The organism is Caballeronia sp. GAWG2-1 (assembly GCF_023631405.1).
Classification (GTDB): domain Bacteria; phylum Pseudomonadota; class Gammaproteobacteria; order Burkholderiales; family Burkholderiaceae; genus Caballeronia.
The window spans coordinates 73,573-90,968 of record NZ_JALQDD010000023.1 but is presented as its reverse complement, the minus strand read 5'-3'; the positions used below and the strand labels follow the sequence as shown (position 1 = coordinate 90,968).

At 61.3% G+C, this 17,396-nt stretch carries 17 protein-coding genes; 5 read left to right on the top strand and 12 right to left on the bottom strand.

Annotated features, from left to right (window positions below; genetic code table 11):
* Positions 1-19: 19 nt before the first annotated feature.
* Together NCR98_RS14375 and NCR98_RS14370 are read right to left on the bottom strand one after the other, a co-directional pair.
* A complete protein-coding gene (locus tag NCR98_RS14375) occupies positions 20-1,264 on the bottom strand; it encodes a sarcosine oxidase subunit beta family protein (RefSeq protein WP_244829023.1) in 1,245 nt (414 codons plus the stop codon).
* Positions 1,265-1,295: 31 nt separating this feature from the next.
* Positions 1,296-2,690 carry an L-serine ammonia-lyase gene (locus NCR98_RS14370; protein ID WP_250526493.1) on the bottom strand — a complete coding sequence of 465 codons (1,395 nt, stop codon included), beginning with the start codon at positions 2,688-2,690 and terminating at the stop codon, positions 1,296-1,298.
* A gap of 394 nt (positions 2,691-3,084) precedes the next feature.
* Between NCR98_RS14370 and NCR98_RS14365 the strand changes: the two genes are divergently transcribed.
* From NCR98_RS14365 to NCR98_RS14355, 3 genes are all read left to right on the top strand, one after another.
* Positions 3,085-3,399, top strand: a complete 315-nt coding sequence (locus NCR98_RS14365; RefSeq protein WP_244829021.1) for a hypothetical protein — start codon at positions 3,085-3,087, stop codon at positions 3,397-3,399.
* A 113-nt stretch (positions 3,400-3,512) separates the two neighbouring features.
* Complete coding sequence (locus NCR98_RS14360; RefSeq protein WP_244829020.1) at positions 3,513-4,601, top strand: GlxA family transcriptional regulator; 1,089 nt, start codon at positions 3,513-3,515, stop codon at positions 4,599-4,601.
* Positions 4,602-4,649: 48 nt separating this feature from the next.
* Positions 4,650-5,414 carry a class II aldolase/adducin family protein gene (locus tag NCR98_RS14355; protein ID WP_250466401.1) on the top strand — a complete coding sequence of 255 codons (765 nt, stop codon included), beginning with the start codon at positions 4,650-4,652 and terminating at the stop codon, positions 5,412-5,414.
* A 3-nt stretch (positions 5,415-5,417) separates the two neighbouring features.
* Here NCR98_RS14355 and NCR98_RS14350 read toward each other — a convergent pair whose 3' ends face one another.
* The 7 genes from NCR98_RS14350 to NCR98_RS14320 form a co-directional block, all read right to left on the bottom strand.
* On the bottom strand, positions 5,418-6,353 hold the full coding sequence (locus NCR98_RS14350; protein WP_250526492.1) for a choline ABC transporter substrate-binding protein: 936 nt from the start codon (positions 6,351-6,353) through the stop codon (positions 5,418-5,420).
* 91 nt (positions 6,354-6,444) lie between these two features.
* A complete protein-coding gene (locus NCR98_RS14345; protein ID WP_250509764.1) occupies positions 6,445-7,437 on the bottom strand; it encodes a GlxA family transcriptional regulator in 993 nt (330 codons plus the stop codon).
* A 7-nt stretch (positions 7,438-7,444) separates the two neighbouring features.
* Positions 7,445-8,347 (bottom strand): choline ABC transporter permease subunit, encoded by a 903-nt coding sequence (choW, locus tag NCR98_RS14340; protein WP_244829016.1) that lies wholly within the window; start codon positions 8,345-8,347, stop codon positions 7,445-7,447.
* Positions 8,340-9,518, bottom strand: coding sequence for a quaternary amine ABC transporter ATP-binding protein (locus NCR98_RS14335; protein ID WP_250526491.1), 1,179 nt, complete (start codon positions 9,516-9,518; stop codon positions 8,340-8,342). The genes choW and NCR98_RS14335 overlap by 8 nt, the downstream gene beginning before the upstream one ends.
* Before the next feature lie 424 nt (positions 9,519-9,942).
* Positions 9,943-10,095, bottom strand: coding sequence for a hypothetical protein (locus NCR98_RS14330; RefSeq protein WP_250466395.1), 153 nt, complete (start codon positions 10,093-10,095; stop codon positions 9,943-9,945).
* Between the two features lie 261 nt (positions 10,096-10,356).
* Complete coding sequence (locus NCR98_RS14325) at positions 10,357-11,283, bottom strand: hypothetical protein (RefSeq protein WP_250526490.1); 927 nt, start codon at positions 11,281-11,283, stop codon at positions 10,357-10,359.
* A 146-nt stretch (positions 11,284-11,429) separates the two neighbouring features.
* Positions 11,430-12,113: an MgtC/SapB family protein gene (locus tag NCR98_RS14320; RefSeq protein WP_244829012.1), complete on the bottom strand. Its 684-nt coding sequence runs from the start codon at positions 12,111-12,113 to the stop codon at positions 11,430-11,432.
* A gap of 122 nt (positions 12,114-12,235) precedes the next feature.
* On the opposite strand from NCR98_RS14320, the gene NCR98_RS14315 reads away from it, so the two are divergent.
* Positions 12,236-13,315 (top strand): AGE family epimerase/isomerase, encoded by a 1,080-nt coding sequence (locus NCR98_RS14315; RefSeq protein WP_250526489.1) that lies wholly within the window; start codon positions 12,236-12,238, stop codon positions 13,313-13,315.
* A gap of 131 nt (positions 13,316-13,446) precedes the next feature.
* On the opposite strand, the gene NCR98_RS14310 is transcribed toward NCR98_RS14315, so the two are convergent.
* The gene (locus NCR98_RS14310; RefSeq protein WP_250526488.1) at positions 13,447-14,988 is read right to left on the bottom strand and encodes a methyl-accepting chemotaxis protein; all 1,542 of its coding nucleotides are present in this window, start codon (positions 14,986-14,988) and stop codon (positions 13,447-13,449) included.
* A gap of 252 nt (positions 14,989-15,240) precedes the next feature.
* On the opposite strand from NCR98_RS14310, the gene NCR98_RS14305 reads away from it, so the two are divergent.
* Positions 15,241-15,678: a PaaI family thioesterase gene (locus tag NCR98_RS14305; protein ID WP_250466388.1), complete on the top strand. Its 438-nt coding sequence runs from the start codon at positions 15,241-15,243 to the stop codon at positions 15,676-15,678.
* Between the two features lie 72 nt (positions 15,679-15,750).
* Here NCR98_RS14305 and NCR98_RS14300 read toward each other — a convergent pair whose 3' ends face one another.
* Positions 15,751-16,596, bottom strand: a complete 846-nt coding sequence (locus NCR98_RS14300; RefSeq protein ID WP_244829008.1) for an ureidoglycolate lyase — start codon at positions 16,594-16,596, stop codon at positions 15,751-15,753.
* 54 nt (positions 16,597-16,650) lie between these two features.
* Positions 16,651-17,394, bottom strand: coding sequence for an SDR family oxidoreductase (locus NCR98_RS14295; RefSeq protein WP_244829007.1), 744 nt, complete (start codon positions 17,392-17,394; stop codon positions 16,651-16,653).
* Positions 17,395-17,396 lie beyond the last annotated feature (2 nt).

The following is a 17,396-nucleotide window of genomic DNA, read 5'->3' as shown; positions in this document are numbered from 1 at the left end:
CTAACTCCCTAAAGTGCGATTAGTGCGCCACGGCAGCCGCGCCGTGTTCGTCGATCAGATGACCCGTATAGAAGCGCTCCAGCGAGAACGGCGCATTCAGCGCATGCGGCTCGTCTTTCGCGATGGTGTGCGCGTACGCCCAGCCCGAGCCCGGCGTCGCCTTGAAGCCGCCCGTGCCCCAGCCGCAATTGAAATAGAGGCCCTTCACATCCGTCTTGCTGATGATCGGGCAAGCATCCGGCGAGACATCGACAATGCCGCCCCACTGGCGATTCATGCGCACACGCGAGAACACCGGGAACATTTCGACGATAGCCTCTAGCGTGCCTTCGATAATCTGAAAACTGCCGCGCTGCCCGAAGCCCGTGTATTGATCGACGCCCGCGCCGATCACGAGATCGCCCTTGTCGGACTGGCTGATGTAAGCGTGCACCGCGTTCGACATGACGACCGTGTTGACCACCGGCTTGATGGGCTCGGACACGAGCGCCTGCAGCGGATGGCTTTCGAGCGGCAGACGCACGCCGGCCATATCCGCAAGCGATGTCGTATTGCCCGCCGCGACCACCGCGACCTTCTTCGCCTTGATGAAACCCTTTGTGGTATCGACGCCCGTGACTTGGCTGCCGTCGCGCCGAATTCCCGTGACCTGACAGTTCTGGATGATGTCCACGCCCGCCTGATCCGCGCCGCGCGCGAACCCCCACGCCACGGCATCGTGACGCGCGACGCCGCCGCGCCGTTGAATCGACGCACCCAGCACCGGATAGCGGCTATTGAGATTGATAGTCGGCTCGATTTCCTTGATCTGCGCGGGCGTGAGGAACTCGGCATCGACGCCATTGAGACGGTTGGCGTTCACGCGGCGTTCGGTATCGCGCACATCCTGCAGCGTATGCGCGAGATTCATGACGCCGCGCTGGCTGAACATGACGTTGTAGTTGAGGTCTTGCGAAAGGCCTTCCCACAGCTTCATTGCCTTTTCGTATAAAGCCGCAGATTCGTCCCACAGATAGTTCGAGCGCACGATCGTCGTGTTGCGCGCGGTATTGCCGCCGCCTATCCATCCCTTCTCCAGAATCGCGACATTCGTGATGCCGTGTTCCTTCGCCAGGTAATACGCCGTCGCAAGACCATGCCCGCCGCCGCCGACGATCACCACGTCGTATTCGCGCTTGGGCTCGGGGCTTCGCCACTGGCGCTCCCAGTTCTCGTGATACGACATGCCGTTGCGCAAGAGGCTGAAGATCGAATAGCGGGTCATGGTGTTTCCTTTCCTTCGTGACGTACTGAATTCAGCATTCGATGACGTTGACGGCCAGTCCGCCGCGCGACGTCTCCTTGTATTTCGTTTTCATATCGGCGCCGGTTTCGCGCATGGTCTTGATGACCGAATCGAGCGAGACGTAATGCTGGCCGTCGCCCTTCATCGCCATGCGCGCGGCGTTGATGGCCTTGATCGCGCCCATCGCATTGCGCTCGATGCAGGGAATCTGCACGAGGCCGCCCACCGGGTCGCAGGTCATGCCAAGGTTATGTTCCATGCCGATTTCGGCGGCGTTTTCGACTTGCGCGGGCGTGCCTCCCATGACCGATGCCAGCGCGGCGGCGGCCATCGAGCAGGCCACGCCCACTTCGCCCTGGCAGCCCACTTCGGCACCCGAGATCGAAGCCGTTTCCTTGTAGATGATGCCGATGGCGGCTGCCGTAAGAAGGAAGCGCACGATGCCATCGTCGTTCGAGCCGTGCATGAACTTCACGTAGTAGTGCAGCACGGCGGGGATCACGCCCGCTGCGCCATTGGTCGGCGCGGTGACGACGCGGCCGCCCGCCGCGTTCTCTTCGTTGACGGCCATTGCATAGAGGTTGACCCAGTCGAGCATCGAAAGCGGATCGCGCAACGACTCTTCGGAACGAAAGCGCAGTTGCGACGAAAGATCCGCCGCGCGACGCTTGACGTGCATCGGTCCCGGCAACTCGCCGCGCTCCTTGCAGCCGCGCTCGACGCATGCCGCCATCACGCGCCACACGGCGAGCATGCCCTCGCGCACTTCCTGTTCGCTGCGATTCGCGCATTCGTTTTGCAACGTGACCTCGGCGATAGACAGACCTGTCTCCTTGCACACGCGCATGAGATCGTCGCCGGTGCGAAACGGATACGGCACGCTGCCGCCCGCGCGCAGTCCGTTGACGCGATCGCCTTCGCGATTCACGACGAAACCGCCGCCGACCGAGAAGTATTCTTTCTCGACGAGCAGCTGGCCGTTCTCGTCGAACGCCTGAAAGCGCATGCCGTTCGGATGCACGATGCTCGATCCCGGCGCGCCCGGCATCAGCTTGCGATAAAAGCCTATGTGTTCGCGCTCTTCGAACGCGACCGCATGCTTGCCGAGCAACATCAGGCGCTTCGTTTCGCGAATTTCTTTGAGGCGCGGCGCGATCAGGTCGGGATCGATCAGATCGGGCAGATTGCCTTCCAGGCCGAGCAGCACGGCCTTGTCGGTGCCGTGGCCCTTGCCGGTGGCGCCGAGCGAGCCGAACAGTTCAGCGCGCACCCGCGTGACGAAGCCAAGCAGATTCGCGTCCTCGATGTGCGAGGCGAAGCGGCACGCCGCGATCATCGGCCCGACGGTATGCGAGCTGGAAGGACCGATGCCGATCTTGAACAGATCGAAAACGCTGACGTTCATGTGCATTCCTGGTTGGATCATGGGCCGCTTGCCCACCTTTCGCGACTGTGCTCATTGCACCAAACCGCAAATCCGTCCGATAGAACAAAAGCGGCATCGAAATGGGATGGCGGCGTCAGCGCGCGGGAACGCTCGCCCCAATGACGGATTTACCAAGGTTCATGACGTTTGATCGAAAGTCGCCGCATGAGTCCGCCACGCGAACGCGGCGGTAGCAGAGCATTTCGAGGTTGGCGCGTTTTTGCGCAGCTTCGTTGCAGATCGCGGGAATTTTGAGACTGATCCTACGGGCCGAAAGAGGACGTCTCGGTATATTCCCTAAGTCCGTGAGCGGCCACCCTTCAAGGCTTGACGCGTCGCTCGTTTCTCTGTTGTTCCTTCGTCTTCTGTATCCATGCAAAGCTCTGCTCTTCCCGATCAGTTCTTCAAATCCTGGACTCTTGCTTTCATTGTCGGCGCCGCCGTGGTCGGCTTGCTTCAGGCCATCGACATCATTTCTCCCGAACACGTTCTCACGCGCGAAGCGCCCACCTGGGCCGCGTTGATGGTCGCGTGTTGCGTCGATCCCGCCTTGCGTTACTTCGGCGTATTGAAGGCCGAAGTCGAACAGCGCTGGGCCGACTACACCGTCGCAAGCCTGCTCGGTCGAACCACCGGCGCGCTCGTCGGCTCGGCGTTCGCCTGGGCCATCGCCGTGCTGGGCAACTAGTCTTCCTTCAGGGCCGCCGTATCGCGGCCCTTCTCATTTCTGACCATGCGCCCGTGCTCCACGCACGAGTGATATGCTCGCGGCATACTTCCAGGCCGCCGCACTTCACGCGCATGAACCCCGCAGAATCGCTTCCGCCGCTTTCCATCGACGGTCAATCCAAATCGCGTATTCGCTTCGGCATCGTGCTGTTGCCGAACTTCACGCTGACCGCGTTCTCCGGTTTCGTCGATCTCTTGCGCCTTTCCGCCGATGAAGGCGATTTCAGCCGCCCCGTGCGCTGTTCGTGGAGCGTGATCGGCGAGACGCTCGCACCCGTGCGCGCAAGCTGCGGCATCCAGATCACGCCGTGGGAGACTTTCGATCAGGCCGAGCACTTCGATTACGTCGTCGTGGTCGGCGGTCTCTTGCACTCGGGGCCCTCCGCAAGCGATGCCACCTTGCAGTTCATCCGCCGCGCCGCCGCCCTCGATGCAACCATCGTCGGCATGTGCACGGGCGTGTTCTCGCTGATGCGTGCGGGCGTGCTGGAAGGGCATCGAATCTGCGTGAGCTGGTTTCACTACTGGGATTTCGTCGAACGCTTTCCGCACGTGGATGAGCAGGCGCTCGTGGCGGATCGGCTCTTCGTGATCGACAGGCGGCGCATTACGTGTTCGGGCGGACGCGCATCCATCGATGTCGCGGCGGCCATCCTGCTGCGTCACTTCGAGACCGCGACGGTGCAAAAGGCATTGCGCATTCTCCTCGTCGACGACATGCAGAAGGGCAACGCGCCGCAGCCGCATCCGCCGGGACTTGCGCCGGCGACGCATCCCAAGGTCAAGCGCGCCATTCTGCTGATGGAACAGCACGTGGGACGCTCGCTCACGCTCGACGAACTCGCGCACAAGCTTGACCTTTCCACGCGTCAACTCGAACGTCTGTTCAAGGCGGAAACCGGCAAGGCGCCGCAAGCCTACGCAAAGCAAGTGCGTTTGCGCACGGCGGCGTGGCTGCTCACGAGTTCGGACAAGACGGTAGCGGATATTGCATCGAGTTGCGGCTTTTCCGATGCCTCGCATCTCGGCCGCGAATTCCGCAAGCAATACGGTCTTCCGCCGATGATGTATCGTGAACAAGGCGGCTCTGGCAACGCCGAAGAAGAGAATCAGACGCTGGACTACGACGAGACTTTCCCGGGCCGCGCACAGGCGATCTAACACGATCTATCCACGTTATCCGCGGCTTACAACCCAAGGAGGAACGGCATGGAGAACCACGGTTATTCGAAGGAAGAATGGGCGCTGCGTTGCGATCTGGCGGCGCTCTACCGCGTGATTGCGCATTTTCGCTGGACCGACATGATCTTCACGCACATCAGTGCGCGCGTGCCGGGGCCGGAGCATCACTTCCTCATCAACAAATACGGCGTGCTCTTCGACGAGATGCGCGCGTCGGACCTTGTTTTGATCGATAGCGAAGGACGCGCGGTGGATCCGGCTGCGCGGGATTATCCGGAGCGGTTTCTCGTCAATCCGGCGGGCTTCACCATTCACTCGGCCATTCATATGGCGCGTCACGATGTCGTGTGCGTCGTGCATACGCATACGGCGGCGGGCGCGGCGGTATCGGCGCAGAAACAAGGGCTTTTGCCGATCAGCCAGCATGCGCTCAAGTACTACGGGCACATTGCTTACCATGACTATGAAGGCATTGCGCTCGATCTCGCGGAACGTGACCGGCTCGTCAACGATCTCGGCCTGCATAACGCGATGATCTTGCGCAATCACGGGCTGCTCACTTGCGGTCCGTCGATTCCCTCGGCGTTTCAAGAGATGTATTTCCTCGAACGCGCCTGCGAGATTCAACTGCGTGCGCTCGCGGGCGGCGGCGAGCTGAATCTGCCTTCGCAGAAGGTTTGCGAAACGACTGCCGCGCAGTATCGCAGGGACGAGTCGGAAGGGATCATCGCGCTGCAATGGCAAGCCGCCTTGCGCATGATCGAGGGCGGCAAGACGGACTATCGCACCTGACCTTCAGTTGCCGGCGACATAAGCCTTCACCGCCGGCAACCCGTCCTTGCCATCGAAGGTTTTGACACCTGCGAGCCATTTATCGAGCACCGCGGGATTCTGCTTCAACCACTCGCGCGCGGCCTTGTTGGCGTCGGTTTTGTTCATGATCGGCAGCATGACGTGATTCTCAATGTCCGTCGTGAACCGCAGATTCGATACGAGCTTCGCGACATTCGGGCAACGTGTGTCGTAATCGGTCGGCGTCACGGTCAGCACGCGCGCTTCGCCGTAGTTGGGGCCAAAGACATCGTCGCCGCCCGAGAGATAATCGATCTTCATCTGGACGTTCATGGGATGCGGTTCCCAGCCCAGAAACACTATCGGCTTCTTGTCGCGAATGGCGCGATTCACTTCGACAAGCATCCCCGCCTCGCTCGATTCAACCAGCTTGAACTTTCCGAGCCCGTACTGATTGCTGTCGATCATCTTCTTGATGAGCGCGTTACCGTCGTTGCCCGGCTCGATACCATAGATCTTGCCGTCGAGCTTGTCGTAGTTCTTCGCGATATCGCTGAACGTCTTGATGCCGCCGTTGTACGCGTATTCCGGCACCGCCAGCGTGTACTTTGCACCGATGAGATTCGGCGTCGGCAGCACCTTCACCTGATTCGCTTTCTTGAACGAATCGATCATCGGATCCATGGTCGGCGACCAGTAGCCGAGGAACACGTCGATCTGCTTGCTCTTCACGCCGGCGAAGGTGATCGGCACCGATGCGATCGTTTTCGTCGGGCTATAACCAAGTCCCTGCAGGACCGTCGATGCAAGCCCGGTGGTCGCGGCAATGTCGGTCCATCCGACATCGGCGAAACGCACGTTCTTACATGCAGCGGGTTCGGCCGCATTCGCAGCGCAAGTTACCGCGAAAGCAAACGATGCGATCCACGAACGATTCATGCCTTATCTCCCGTTGCTGTTTTCAATTGACGATGAGAGGCTCACGCGCGGTCCATGAAGAACGCGCGAAGCCAGAACGATGTCGATTAGGTCAAGCAGACAGACGCCGCTCCACACTCGGCGCGTGTCCGAATTGCGCGCGATACGCCTTGCTGAAATGACAAGGCGAATGGAATCCGCAGATGCTGGTGACGCGTGCAATCGATGCATCCGTGTTGCGCAACAACTCGCGTGCGCGCCGCAAGCGAAGCGTCAAGTAGTAATGCGTCGGCGATACATTGAGGAACATCTTGAACATGCGTTGCAAGTGTCGTTGCGAAAGATGCACGAGCCGCGCGAGTTCTTCGAGCGAAAGCGGCTCTTCGATATTCGCTTCCATCAGGCGCACCACTTCGACGAGTTCGGCACGCGAAAAGCCGACGCGCGCATCGACGGGAATGTGCTGATAGTCCGTCGAAGAGCGAATGCGTTCGACGATGAACTGCTCCGACACTTGCGCCGCATGCGCCTGGCCAAGCCGCAAGCTCACGAGATTGAGCATGAGATCGAGCGGCGCCGTGCCACCCGTGCAAGTCATGCGGTCGCGGTCGATCACGAAGAGCTCATCGGCAAAACGCACATGCGGGAAGCGCTTGTTGAGCGGCGACATGTCTTCCCAATGCACAGTGCAGCGATAGCCGTCGAGCAGCTTGGCCGCGAGCAACGCATAAGGCCCGGTGCAAATGCCGCCGAGCGGAACGCCCGCTTCGTGCACGCGCTGCAATAGCTCGATGATCGTATCGTCCACGTGATCCGTCACGTGCCAGCCCGCGCAGACGATGAGCACATCGGGCATGCCGGCTTCGTCGAGCGTCGTGGTTGGCTTCACGGTGATGCCATTGCTTGCTCGAGCAGGCTCGCCATCCGGTGTGATGACCGACCACGTGTAGTGCTGCGCGCGGCCGACGTAGTTGGCCATGCGCAGCACTTCGACCGCGCTCGTGAACGCGATCATCGAGAAATTCGGCAGCGTGAGGAAGCCGAAGTGCGCGAGGTTGGACAACGGCGATTCCGAGGCAGCCGGAACGAGCGCGTCGCGTTTCATGAGTGCATCAGCCTTGTTGCGCGGCCGGTGCGCGGCGCACCTTCATGACGCTGCGAATGCCCGAAAGAAGCGGGGCGCGCGCCATGCCGGGCGAACGGCCGAAGCTCTCGGTGATACGGTCCAGAATGATCGCCAGCAACACGACGGACAAGCCGCTCTCGAAGCCGAGGCCGATATCCAGACGCTGAATGCTCGCGAGCACGTCGTTGCCGAGACCGCCCGCACCCACCATCGACGCGATGATGACCATCGACAGCGCCATCATGATCGTCTGGTTCACGCCTGTCATGATCGAAGGCAGCGCGTTGGGAATCTGCACCTTGTAGAGCAGTTGCCACGGCGTGCAGCCGAACGCCTGACCCGCTTCCACGATCTCGCGGTTCACGTGCTTGATACCGAGCGACGTAAGACGGACGGCGGGCGGCATCGCGAAGATCACGGTCGAAAGAATGCCGGGCACGCGGCCGAGGCCGAACAGCATCGCGGCGGGAATCAGATACACGAAGGCGGGCATCGTCTGCATCAAGTCGAGCACGGGACGAACGGCCATCTCCACGACCTTGCTCTTCGCCGTCCAGATACCGAGCGGAATTCCGAGCAACAGGCTGATGAAGGTCGACGAGAGTGTGAGACCAAGCGTGATGACCATCTGATCCCAGAAGCCGGTCGCGTAGATCAGCAAGAGCGAGAGCAACGTGAAGGCGGCAAAGCGCCAGCCCACGCGCCACAAGCCGATGCCGACGAAGATGGCCATGAGCGCCCACATCGGGACGGCCTGGAGGCTGTGTTCGATGAAAGCGGCGAAGCTCTCGATGACCTTGCCGATTGAATCGAACGTCTTGGCGTCGTGGTCGAGCAGGTAATGGACGCCGTGATCGACCCAGCTACCGAGCGGAATGATTTCAGACATGGGAACCTCGATGGCGGGTTAAGACCTTCAGGACGTTCGACTTGTTGACCGAACCGCAATAGAAACCCTCGGCGTCGACCACCGGCAGCGGCGCGGGACTCGCGACCACGCGGTGCACGACGTCATCGAGCGCCATGTTGCGCTCGATACACTCGATGTGATTGATCTGCGGCACTGGATTGCCGTTCGAATCGCGGCCGACGAAACCGCGAATGCGCCGCTCGCCGTCAAGCACGAACGCATAGTCCGCGCTGCCGTTGAGCGTCTCCGCCACGCTCGATGCGTCGATCTGCGGCGAATGCTTCATGAGCGGCACGACATCGGTCTGCATGAGGTCGCCGGCGGTTAGATAGCGGCTGGTATCGATGCCGTCGAAGAACGCTTGCACGTAGTCGTCGGCGGGGTTCTGGATGATTTCCTGCGGCGTGCCGATCTGCACCACGCGGCCGCCTTCCATGATCGCGATGCGCGTGCCGATACGCATGGCTTCTTCGAGATCGTGCGAGACAAAGAGAATCGTGCGCTGCTGCTCGCGTTGCAAGTCGAGCAGGACGTTCTGCATTTCCTTGCGTTTGAGCGGATCGAGCGCGGAGAACGCTTCGTCCATGATCATCAGCGAGGGATTCACCGCCAGCGCCCGCGCAAGCCCCACGCGCTGCTGCATCCCGCCCGATAGTTGCGCTGGCAACTTCTGCGCGAACGATGCAAGGCCGACTTGTTCGAGCACGGTCATCGCGCGCTTCTCGCGTTCCTTCTTGCCGACGCCCGCGACTTCCAGACCGAATGCGGCGTTCGAAAGCACGGTGCGCTGCGGCATCAGCGCGAAGGACTGAAACACCATGCTCATGTCCTTGCGGCGCAGCGCCGTGAGTTCCGAGCGCGGCACGGCCGCCACGTCGCGGCCATCGATCAGCACCTTGCCGGCGGTGGGATCGACGAGACGGTTGATCAAACGGATCAGCGTCGATTTGCCGGAACCGGAAAGGCCCATGAGCACGAAGATCTCGCCTTCCTTGACGTCGAAGGAAACGTTATGTACGCCGACGATCTGCCCGGTGCGCGCAAAGACTTCTTCTTTCGTCGCGCCGCCGGCGAGCATGTCGATCGCCTGCTTGGGGCTGTTGCCGAACACCTTGCATAGCCCTTCGACTACTACCTTTGGGGAATTCATCGAAATCTCCATAGCGTGGCGGACGTGCGTCCGCGCTGTGCATACATAGTTGCCAGAAAAAAGTATCGCTAGCCGACTATTTGCGACAACTGCATGTCGAAATACGACAATGGAATAAGGAGGATTCTGGACGGGCGCGGGTAAGCCCTTGTGACGCAAGGATTTTTTGGCGTCGAATGGCCAAGATTCGGCGAATTGCGCGTGTCGCGCAAGAACAAGTGTTCGCGCGTTTGCAATGCAGATGCGGGGAAGAAGGATGATCGTGCGGCCAAATTGCTCGGTCGGGGCGATCTTAAAGGCGGAAAGTTAGAGGGAATCTGCTAGAAAAACTACAAACTTAAGACTAATCGGCGGGCGGGGTCTACGGCGTCAGGCCGTCTCGCATTGCTAGTTGTGGTTGTCCCGCACCGCCATTAGTTACGCATTACAGACGAACGCCGAAAGCGGTACCGCGTGACTTGCGTTGACGCTCGGATTCACGGAAACGCGCTTGATACGAGTAGTCGCTGTCCATCGGCAGGTGCGGCGATTCGAACAGCGAAGCGAATTTTTGCAGCAAGGCGAAGAGGTAGCTCATGTCAAACTCCGGTTGGTGATAAGAGGGTTTTCCCTTAGGACCGATTATAGGGTTTGCCCTTAGCTATTCCTAGTGCAATGCAACATTTACGACCGAACAAATTGGTAGTTTTTCTACATTTTTTAGTGTGACTTTTTCTCGCGAAAACGGGGACAGCTCGGAGACGGCCTTCCAGCAAGCACGCAGAAAGTGACGAAAAACTTACGCGACAGTCCGTCTTGAGACGGAATGTCGCGTCAAAGTAACAGTTTTTGGCGGGAATCAGCGCGTGTGACGTTGCGAGTGGAGCGCACGCGCCGTCTCTCGACTCGCAGCGCCGTTACTGGCGTCGGTTTCGGAATGCGCATCGAAGAGAGAAGCAAGTGTCGCCTGCTGATTGAGCATGAGTTGCTCCATGCGCTCCTGCTGCAACGTGGTGTCGCGACCCATACGCATCAGCACGACCGTTTGCACGACGCCGGTCGCCACCGTCAGCAGCGTGACGCACACGATGATCGTCAGCAGCGTCTTCATGCGGCGGGCGTGCGCGGCAGTCGATCCGCGCTGCTCGGAGATCACGGCGCGTAACGCGTCGATTGTGTCGGTGAACGCCGTCACGCGTGCGCGATCCAGCACCGGGTCGAAGGACGCGTCCTCATGCGCAATGCGTGCATCAACGAGCGCGGCGCTCAATGAGCCTGCGACGATATCCGCGGAATGCGAGTCGATCGATGCAGCAAGTTCGCCTGGCGCATGAGTTGGCGGCGCAGCGTCGATTTCATCGCCTTCGGCCACGACGAGCAACTCGTCCTGAACCGATGCCGGATGCGGCGCGGCTTCCGAACGCGGCGCCATCCGCTTGTTCACGGCCAATGCGCCATTCGATTGCACCGCCGCCAAAAACACGTCCGGCAGTTCGAAGCCTTCGAACGTGCCCTGGCGAATGTCGGTGTTCAGCGCCTGAAGGTTGGCGCGCTCGGCGTCTTCGGCGAAGAGATCGAGCGTCTCGCCCGCGCAGCGCTGCGTTGCGCTCAACTGGGCAAGACGCTGCGCCGAACGCACGGCGCGCGCGAGTTTCTTTTCGGTGTCGGCGCTGTCGGCCGATGACGCCTCGGCGGCGCGGCCACGGCGCGGTCGCGTGAGAGGAGCGACGGCGTCGGCGGGTGTATCGAAGGTATGGCGGTGACGCTTAACAGCAGGATCTGGCATAGGTCGAAAGGCGGTGACCGGGACAACCGGCGCGAAACGCGCACATGCGGTTCGGCAATGATTTTCGAGAGGCGGCATTGTCGCACGGCGCGGCGGCTTATCCCACATCGTGTTCGTGCATGTCTTGCGTCGCGCGGGCGATGCCGTCAGCTTCCATCCTCTTCGTGGAATTCCCGCACCACGCTCAGATGCTTAAGCCGCTCGCAAATCGACCGATATTCCTGCGTCGAAAGCCGCGAAAGCACGACCTGCACTTCATCGAGTTCCGGCGATTCGTCGCTTTGCTGCACGACGAACTGCTTCACGCGCACGCTGCCTGGCCCGAGCGCTTCGTGCAGGCCGTGAAAGGACAGCGAGCCGCGATCGACCAGCATCGTCAATTGCCGCTGCTGCTTGACGCTGATGAAGCGCCGCTCCAGCGGTTTGAGTCCCGCCAGAATGACGAGGATGATGGCCGTCGCCGCGATCGATGCCGTGTACAGCCCGCCGCCTACCGCCAGCCCGATCGCCGCAACCGACCACAAGCTCGCGGCGGTGGTCAGCCCGCGCACGATCTCGCCACGCAGCAGAATGGATCCCGCGCCGAGAAAGCCGATGCCGGACACGACCTGCGCCGCGATCCGCGATGGATCGAGCACGACGTGATCGGCCTTGAGCGCCTCTTCGAAACCGTAGGCAGACACGATCATGATGAGCGCGGAGCCAACGCACACCAGCATGTGCGTGCGCAAGCCCGCCGCCCATGAAAGCCGTTCGCGCTCGAAACCGATCACGCTGCCGAGCGCCGCAGCCATGATGAGTCGTGAAACGAGTTCTACGTTGCCCAACATCTTTGACCTCCTGTCGTCGTGGCCGGTCTCCTGCCGGAGCGCTTTTGCTATGCTTATCCGGCTGTGCCGAGCCGTTTTCAAAGGGCTCATCTCTTCCGAACCATCAGGCTGGAACTTGTCTTATGCAGCAACAGCACTCAAACGGCACTTCATTGCGCGAACACTACACGAGCATCGTGCTGCCCATTTGGCGCGGTCCCGGCTTCAACACAGCGCTTCACCTGCCATTCGAAGCCGTTACGCCCGACGATCACGCGCCGTTGCCACCCAAGCGTTATCGCGCGATGGCATGCGCCCGTCAGTTGTTCGCTTTCACGGATGCGGGCGATCTCGCGCACGCGTCGGTGCTGTTCGATTCGTTGCGACACTATTTTCAGGACAAGCAAAACGGCGGATGGTTCTATAGCGTCGATGCAAACGGCGCGCCCCACGAGCGCCAGAAGGACCTTTATACGCACGCGTTCGTGGTTTATGCGTGCGCGCATTTCGCGCAAAAGAGCGGATCGGCGGACGCATTCGCCTTGCTCGATGAAACCGCGCGGCTTATCGAAACGAAGTTCGCGGGTAGCGATGGCGGCTTGCTGAACGCCGCGTACAGCGAAGACTTCGGCGCGATGCTCGAAGGTCCGCTGCAAAATCCGCTCATGCATTTGAGCGAAGCGTGGCTCGCCGCGCGCGATGCCACGGGCAACATCGCTTTCGACGAGCGGCTCGCTGTGCTGGCGCAATCGGTCGCGCGCACGTTCGTGCACGAGGCGACCGGCAGTATCGCCGAATTGCCGATTGGCGCGCCGGGCAATCGCCTGGAGCCGGGACATCAATTCGAGTGGTATTTCCTGGCAATCGGCAGCGGCCATCCCGCATTCGAGGCGGCGGGACTGAACGCGCGGCTCGAACAGGCGTTCGACTTCGCGCGGAAACATGGCGTCGACAAGTCGACTGGCGGCGTGAGCGCCGCGCTGGACGAAGCGGGACGCGTGATCGATGGCACGCAGCGCATCTGGGCGCAAACCGAATATCTACGCGCGCTGGCAACGCGCGGCGAAGCCGTCGGCGAACAGATCGAACGCTTCGGCGCACGGTTCCTACATGCGCGCGGGTGGATCGAGTGCCGCTCGGCTGACGGCGCGATCACAAGGTCGGAGATGCCTTCGACCACGCCGTATCATTTGGCGACGGCATACGCGGCGTTGCCGGATTGAGCGGTTGGATCGCCATCGCATCACGGCATTACTTGCGGCTGCAATCGATAGCCGCCCTGCGCATTCGACGAGCGAAAGCGTCAGGGCCGTGAAAATTCAGGCGCCCGACAGACGCCGAAGTCATCCACTCGTCAAGCCACCTGAAACACCGAAACCGCATCCTTCAACTGCCGCGTCTGTTCATGGAGCGACTGCGCGGCAGCCGCGGCCTGCTCCACGAGCGCGGCGTTCTGCTGAGTCATCTCGTCCATTTGCGTCACGGCCTGGTTCACCTGCTCGATCCCCACGCTCTGCTCCAGCGACGACGCGCTGATCTCCGCCATCATCTGCGTGACGCGTGAAATCGAGGTCGATACCTCGCGCATCGCCGTGCCCGCGCGTTCGACCAGCGTCGAGCCGTCGCTGACCTGCGCGACCGATTCGCCGATCAGTTCCTTGATTTCCTTCGCCGATTGCGCCGAGCGTTGCGCGAGGCCGCGCACTTCGCCCGCGACGACTGCAAACCCGCGCCCTTGCTCACCGGCGCGCGCCGCTTCGACGGCCGCGTTCAGCGCGAGGATGTTGGTCTGAAACGCGATGCCGTCGATGACCGAGATGATTTCCGCGATCTTGTCCGAGCTTTTAGCGATGCCGCGCATCTTCTCCACGACGTCATCCACCACGCCCGAACCGCGCGAAGTCGCTTCGAGCGCCACGCCCGCCAGCGTGTTGGCCTCGCGCGCGTGCTCGGCGTTCTGACGCACCGTCGCCGTCAATTCTTCCATGCTCGACGCCGTTTCCTCGAGCGATGCCGCCTGATTCTCCGTGCGCGCGGACAGATCGGCGTTGCCGCTCGCGATTTCATCGGCGCCCAAGTTGATCGAATCGGACGTCTCGCGCACGGTCTTTACCGTCGTGGCGACGCTTGCCTGCATCATCGCGAGTCCCGCGAAGAGCCTGCCGATTTCATTGCTGCCGCGTTCCGCGATACGTTCGTCGAGGCGGCCTTGCGCAATGCGCTCGAAATGGCGTCCCGCTTCTTCCAGCGGCGCGATCACGCCACGGCGCAGCGCAAAATGCACCGCCGCGACACCCGCGACCAGCGCCACGAAAATGGCGATGCCGACCGCGCGGAACCAGGCGTAGCGCGTATCGATCGATTCGAGATACGCACTGCTCGCCGCATTGCCGAAGTTGACGAAGTTCTGCTGTTCGGCGAGATAGCGATCCTGAAAGCCCTGTGTCGGCTGATCGAGGAACGCCTGAATGTTGCCCGCATCCAGATACTGGACGAGCTCGCCGAGCGCCTTCGAATACTCCGCGTATTTGGCCTGAAGCGCGGCCATGAGCGCCTTGTTCTCATCGCCGGTCTTCGGCGCGTCGAGGAAGGCCGCGAACGACTTGTCCGCCTGCGCGATCTGCTCGCGCGCGTGCTGCACGATCTCGACCGGCTCCGTGCCGCCGCGCACCATGCGCGTGCCGGCGCGAGACAGGTTGATGCGCGCATCCATCAGATGCTGCGTGGTCTTGTTGACCGCGTTGACTTGCTTGAGCGCGATATCGGACAGGTTGCCCACATCGTCATGCGTGCGCGAAAGCGACCAGAAGCCAAGCCCTTCGGTGACCAGTTGGAATAGGCAAAACACCACCAGCACGGCGAGCAAACCGGATGAAACCTTGATCTTTGCAAACATTTCTCAAGAACCCGAACGAATGAGCCGTATGACTACGGCGGAAGTCCGGGTTTACGGCAATGAAGCGCGCCAGCTTGAATTGTTTGGCGTCGATGCCGCTTTGCGCGAGCGGGATGACCGGCGCGCTTGCCGAAACGGCGGGCGCGCGCATGCTGCGTTCGCACGATTTTTGTCGAACGTCCTTGCAGTGCGAAGAAACCCTACCTATTGTCTTTGCAGGACGGCGCCGAACCCACCCCAAGGAGTGTCCGAATGGCCGAATTAGTCGATATCGCGCGCGGTGCGCTGAATGCGCAACCGTTTAGCGCCTTGCTCGGAACGAAACTGATGCAGGTCGATGCAGCGAGTCTCACGCTGTGTCTGCAGATCCGCGATGAGCTGAGGCAACAACACGGTTTCGTGCACGGCGGGGTGGTGAGTTATCTCGTGGACAACGCGCTGACGTTCGCAGGCGCGCTGAGGCTCGGTCCGAAGGTCGTCACCGGCGAATACAAGATCAACTATCTGCGCCCGGCGGTTTCCGGCACGCTGATGGCGCGGGCGCGCGTGGTGCATGCCGGCATGACGCAGGCAACCTGCCAGTGCGATGTCTTCGTCACCGACGGCAATGCCGAAACGCTCGTCGCGGTGGCGCAAGGCACGATCACGCGCATCAGCGAAAGCGCGGCCGAAGCGCTCTATAACGCCTGAACCTCAACCTTCCGTCCTGAAGACGAAAAACCTCGCCGCAGCGAGGTTTTTTGCTTTCACAGCGCGAAGGAATTACGCGTCGACCGTCTTCTGCTGCTGCTCGCCGAGACCTTCGATACCAAGGCGAATGGTCTGCCCGGACTTCAGGTACACGGCGCTGGGCTTCACGCCCATGCCGACGCCCGGAGGCGTGCCGGTCGAGATTACATCGCCGGGCTGCAGGCTCATCGTCTTCGACAGATACGCGACCAGTTGCGCGACGGTGAAGACCATGGTCTTCGTGTTGCCGTTCTGGTAACGATGACCGTCCACTTCGAGCCAGAGATCGAGCTTCTGCGGATCGGCGACTTCGTCTTTCGTCACGAGCCACGGGCCGAGCGGCCCGAACGTGTCGAAGCCCTTGCCCTTGTCCCATTGCGTGCCGTGTTCGAGCTGCCATTCGCGCTCGGAGACGTCGTTGATCACGCAGTAACCGGCCACGTAGTCGAGCGCGTTGGCTTCATCGACATACTTGGCTTCCTTGCCGATCACCACGCCGAGTTCGACTTCCCAGTCGGTCTTCTTCGAATTGCGCGGAATTTCCACGTCGTCGTTCGGGCCGCAAATGGCGCTCGTCCACTTGCCGAAAATGACCGGCTCGGTCGGCACGGGCAGATTCGATTCGGCGGCGTGATCCGCGTAGTTGAGGCCAATACACACGAACTTGCCCACACGTCCGACACACGGCCCGATACGCGGATTGCCATCCACCACCGGCAGCGACGCCGGGTCGGTCGCGCGCAGCTTGGCCAGGCCCGCATCGGTCAGCGTAGCGCCGGAGATGTCGTCCACGACCTTCGACAGATCGCGAATCTTGCCTTCGGCATCCAGCAAACCCGGTTTTTCCTGACCCTTGGGGCCGTAACGAAGCAGCTTCATCTGAATAGATCCTCGTATTTCGAAATGCAAAGGTTGAAAACGCAGCGGCCGGTCCTAGTTGGACCAGCCGCCATCGATGACGTGAGCCTGACCCGTCGTGAACGACGACTCGTCCGAGGCGAGATACAGCGCGAGCGCCGCGATTTCTTCCGTGCGGCCGACGCGGCCCATTGGTTGACGCGAAACGAAAGCCGCCTGAATCTGGTCGATCGTCGCGCCCTGCGCCTTGGCTTGCTCGGCGATGCGGTCCTTCAGCGACGGCGACTCCACCGTGCCCGGACAAATTGCGTTGCAGCGGATGCCGCGCGTGACGAAATCCGCCGCGACGGATTTCGTGAGCCCGATGACCGCCGCCTTCGACGCACCATACACGAAGCGGTTCGGCACGCCCTTCACGCTCGACGCCGCCGACGACATATTGACGATCGAGCCGCCGCCCTTTTCCAGCATCTTCGGCAGGAACGCGCGGATCGTCCGATACATGGCCTTCGCGTTCAGATTGAAGGCGAGGTCCCAGTCCGCTTCGCTCGCTTCGAGAATCGAACCGGGATGCACATAGCCCGCGCAGTTGAAGAGCACGTCGATGGCGCCGACTTCCTTCGCGAGCGCCTCGATGGCTTGGGGGTCGAGCACGTCGAGCTTGTGAGCTTCGACCGGCTTGCCTTCGAGCCCTTCGATACGAATGTCGGTTGCGATCACGCGCGCGCCTTCCGCCGCGAAAAGCTCGGCCGTCGCGAGCCCGATTCCTTGTCCCGCCGCGGTGATCAGCGCCGTCTTGCCTGCCAGTCTTTGTACCATCT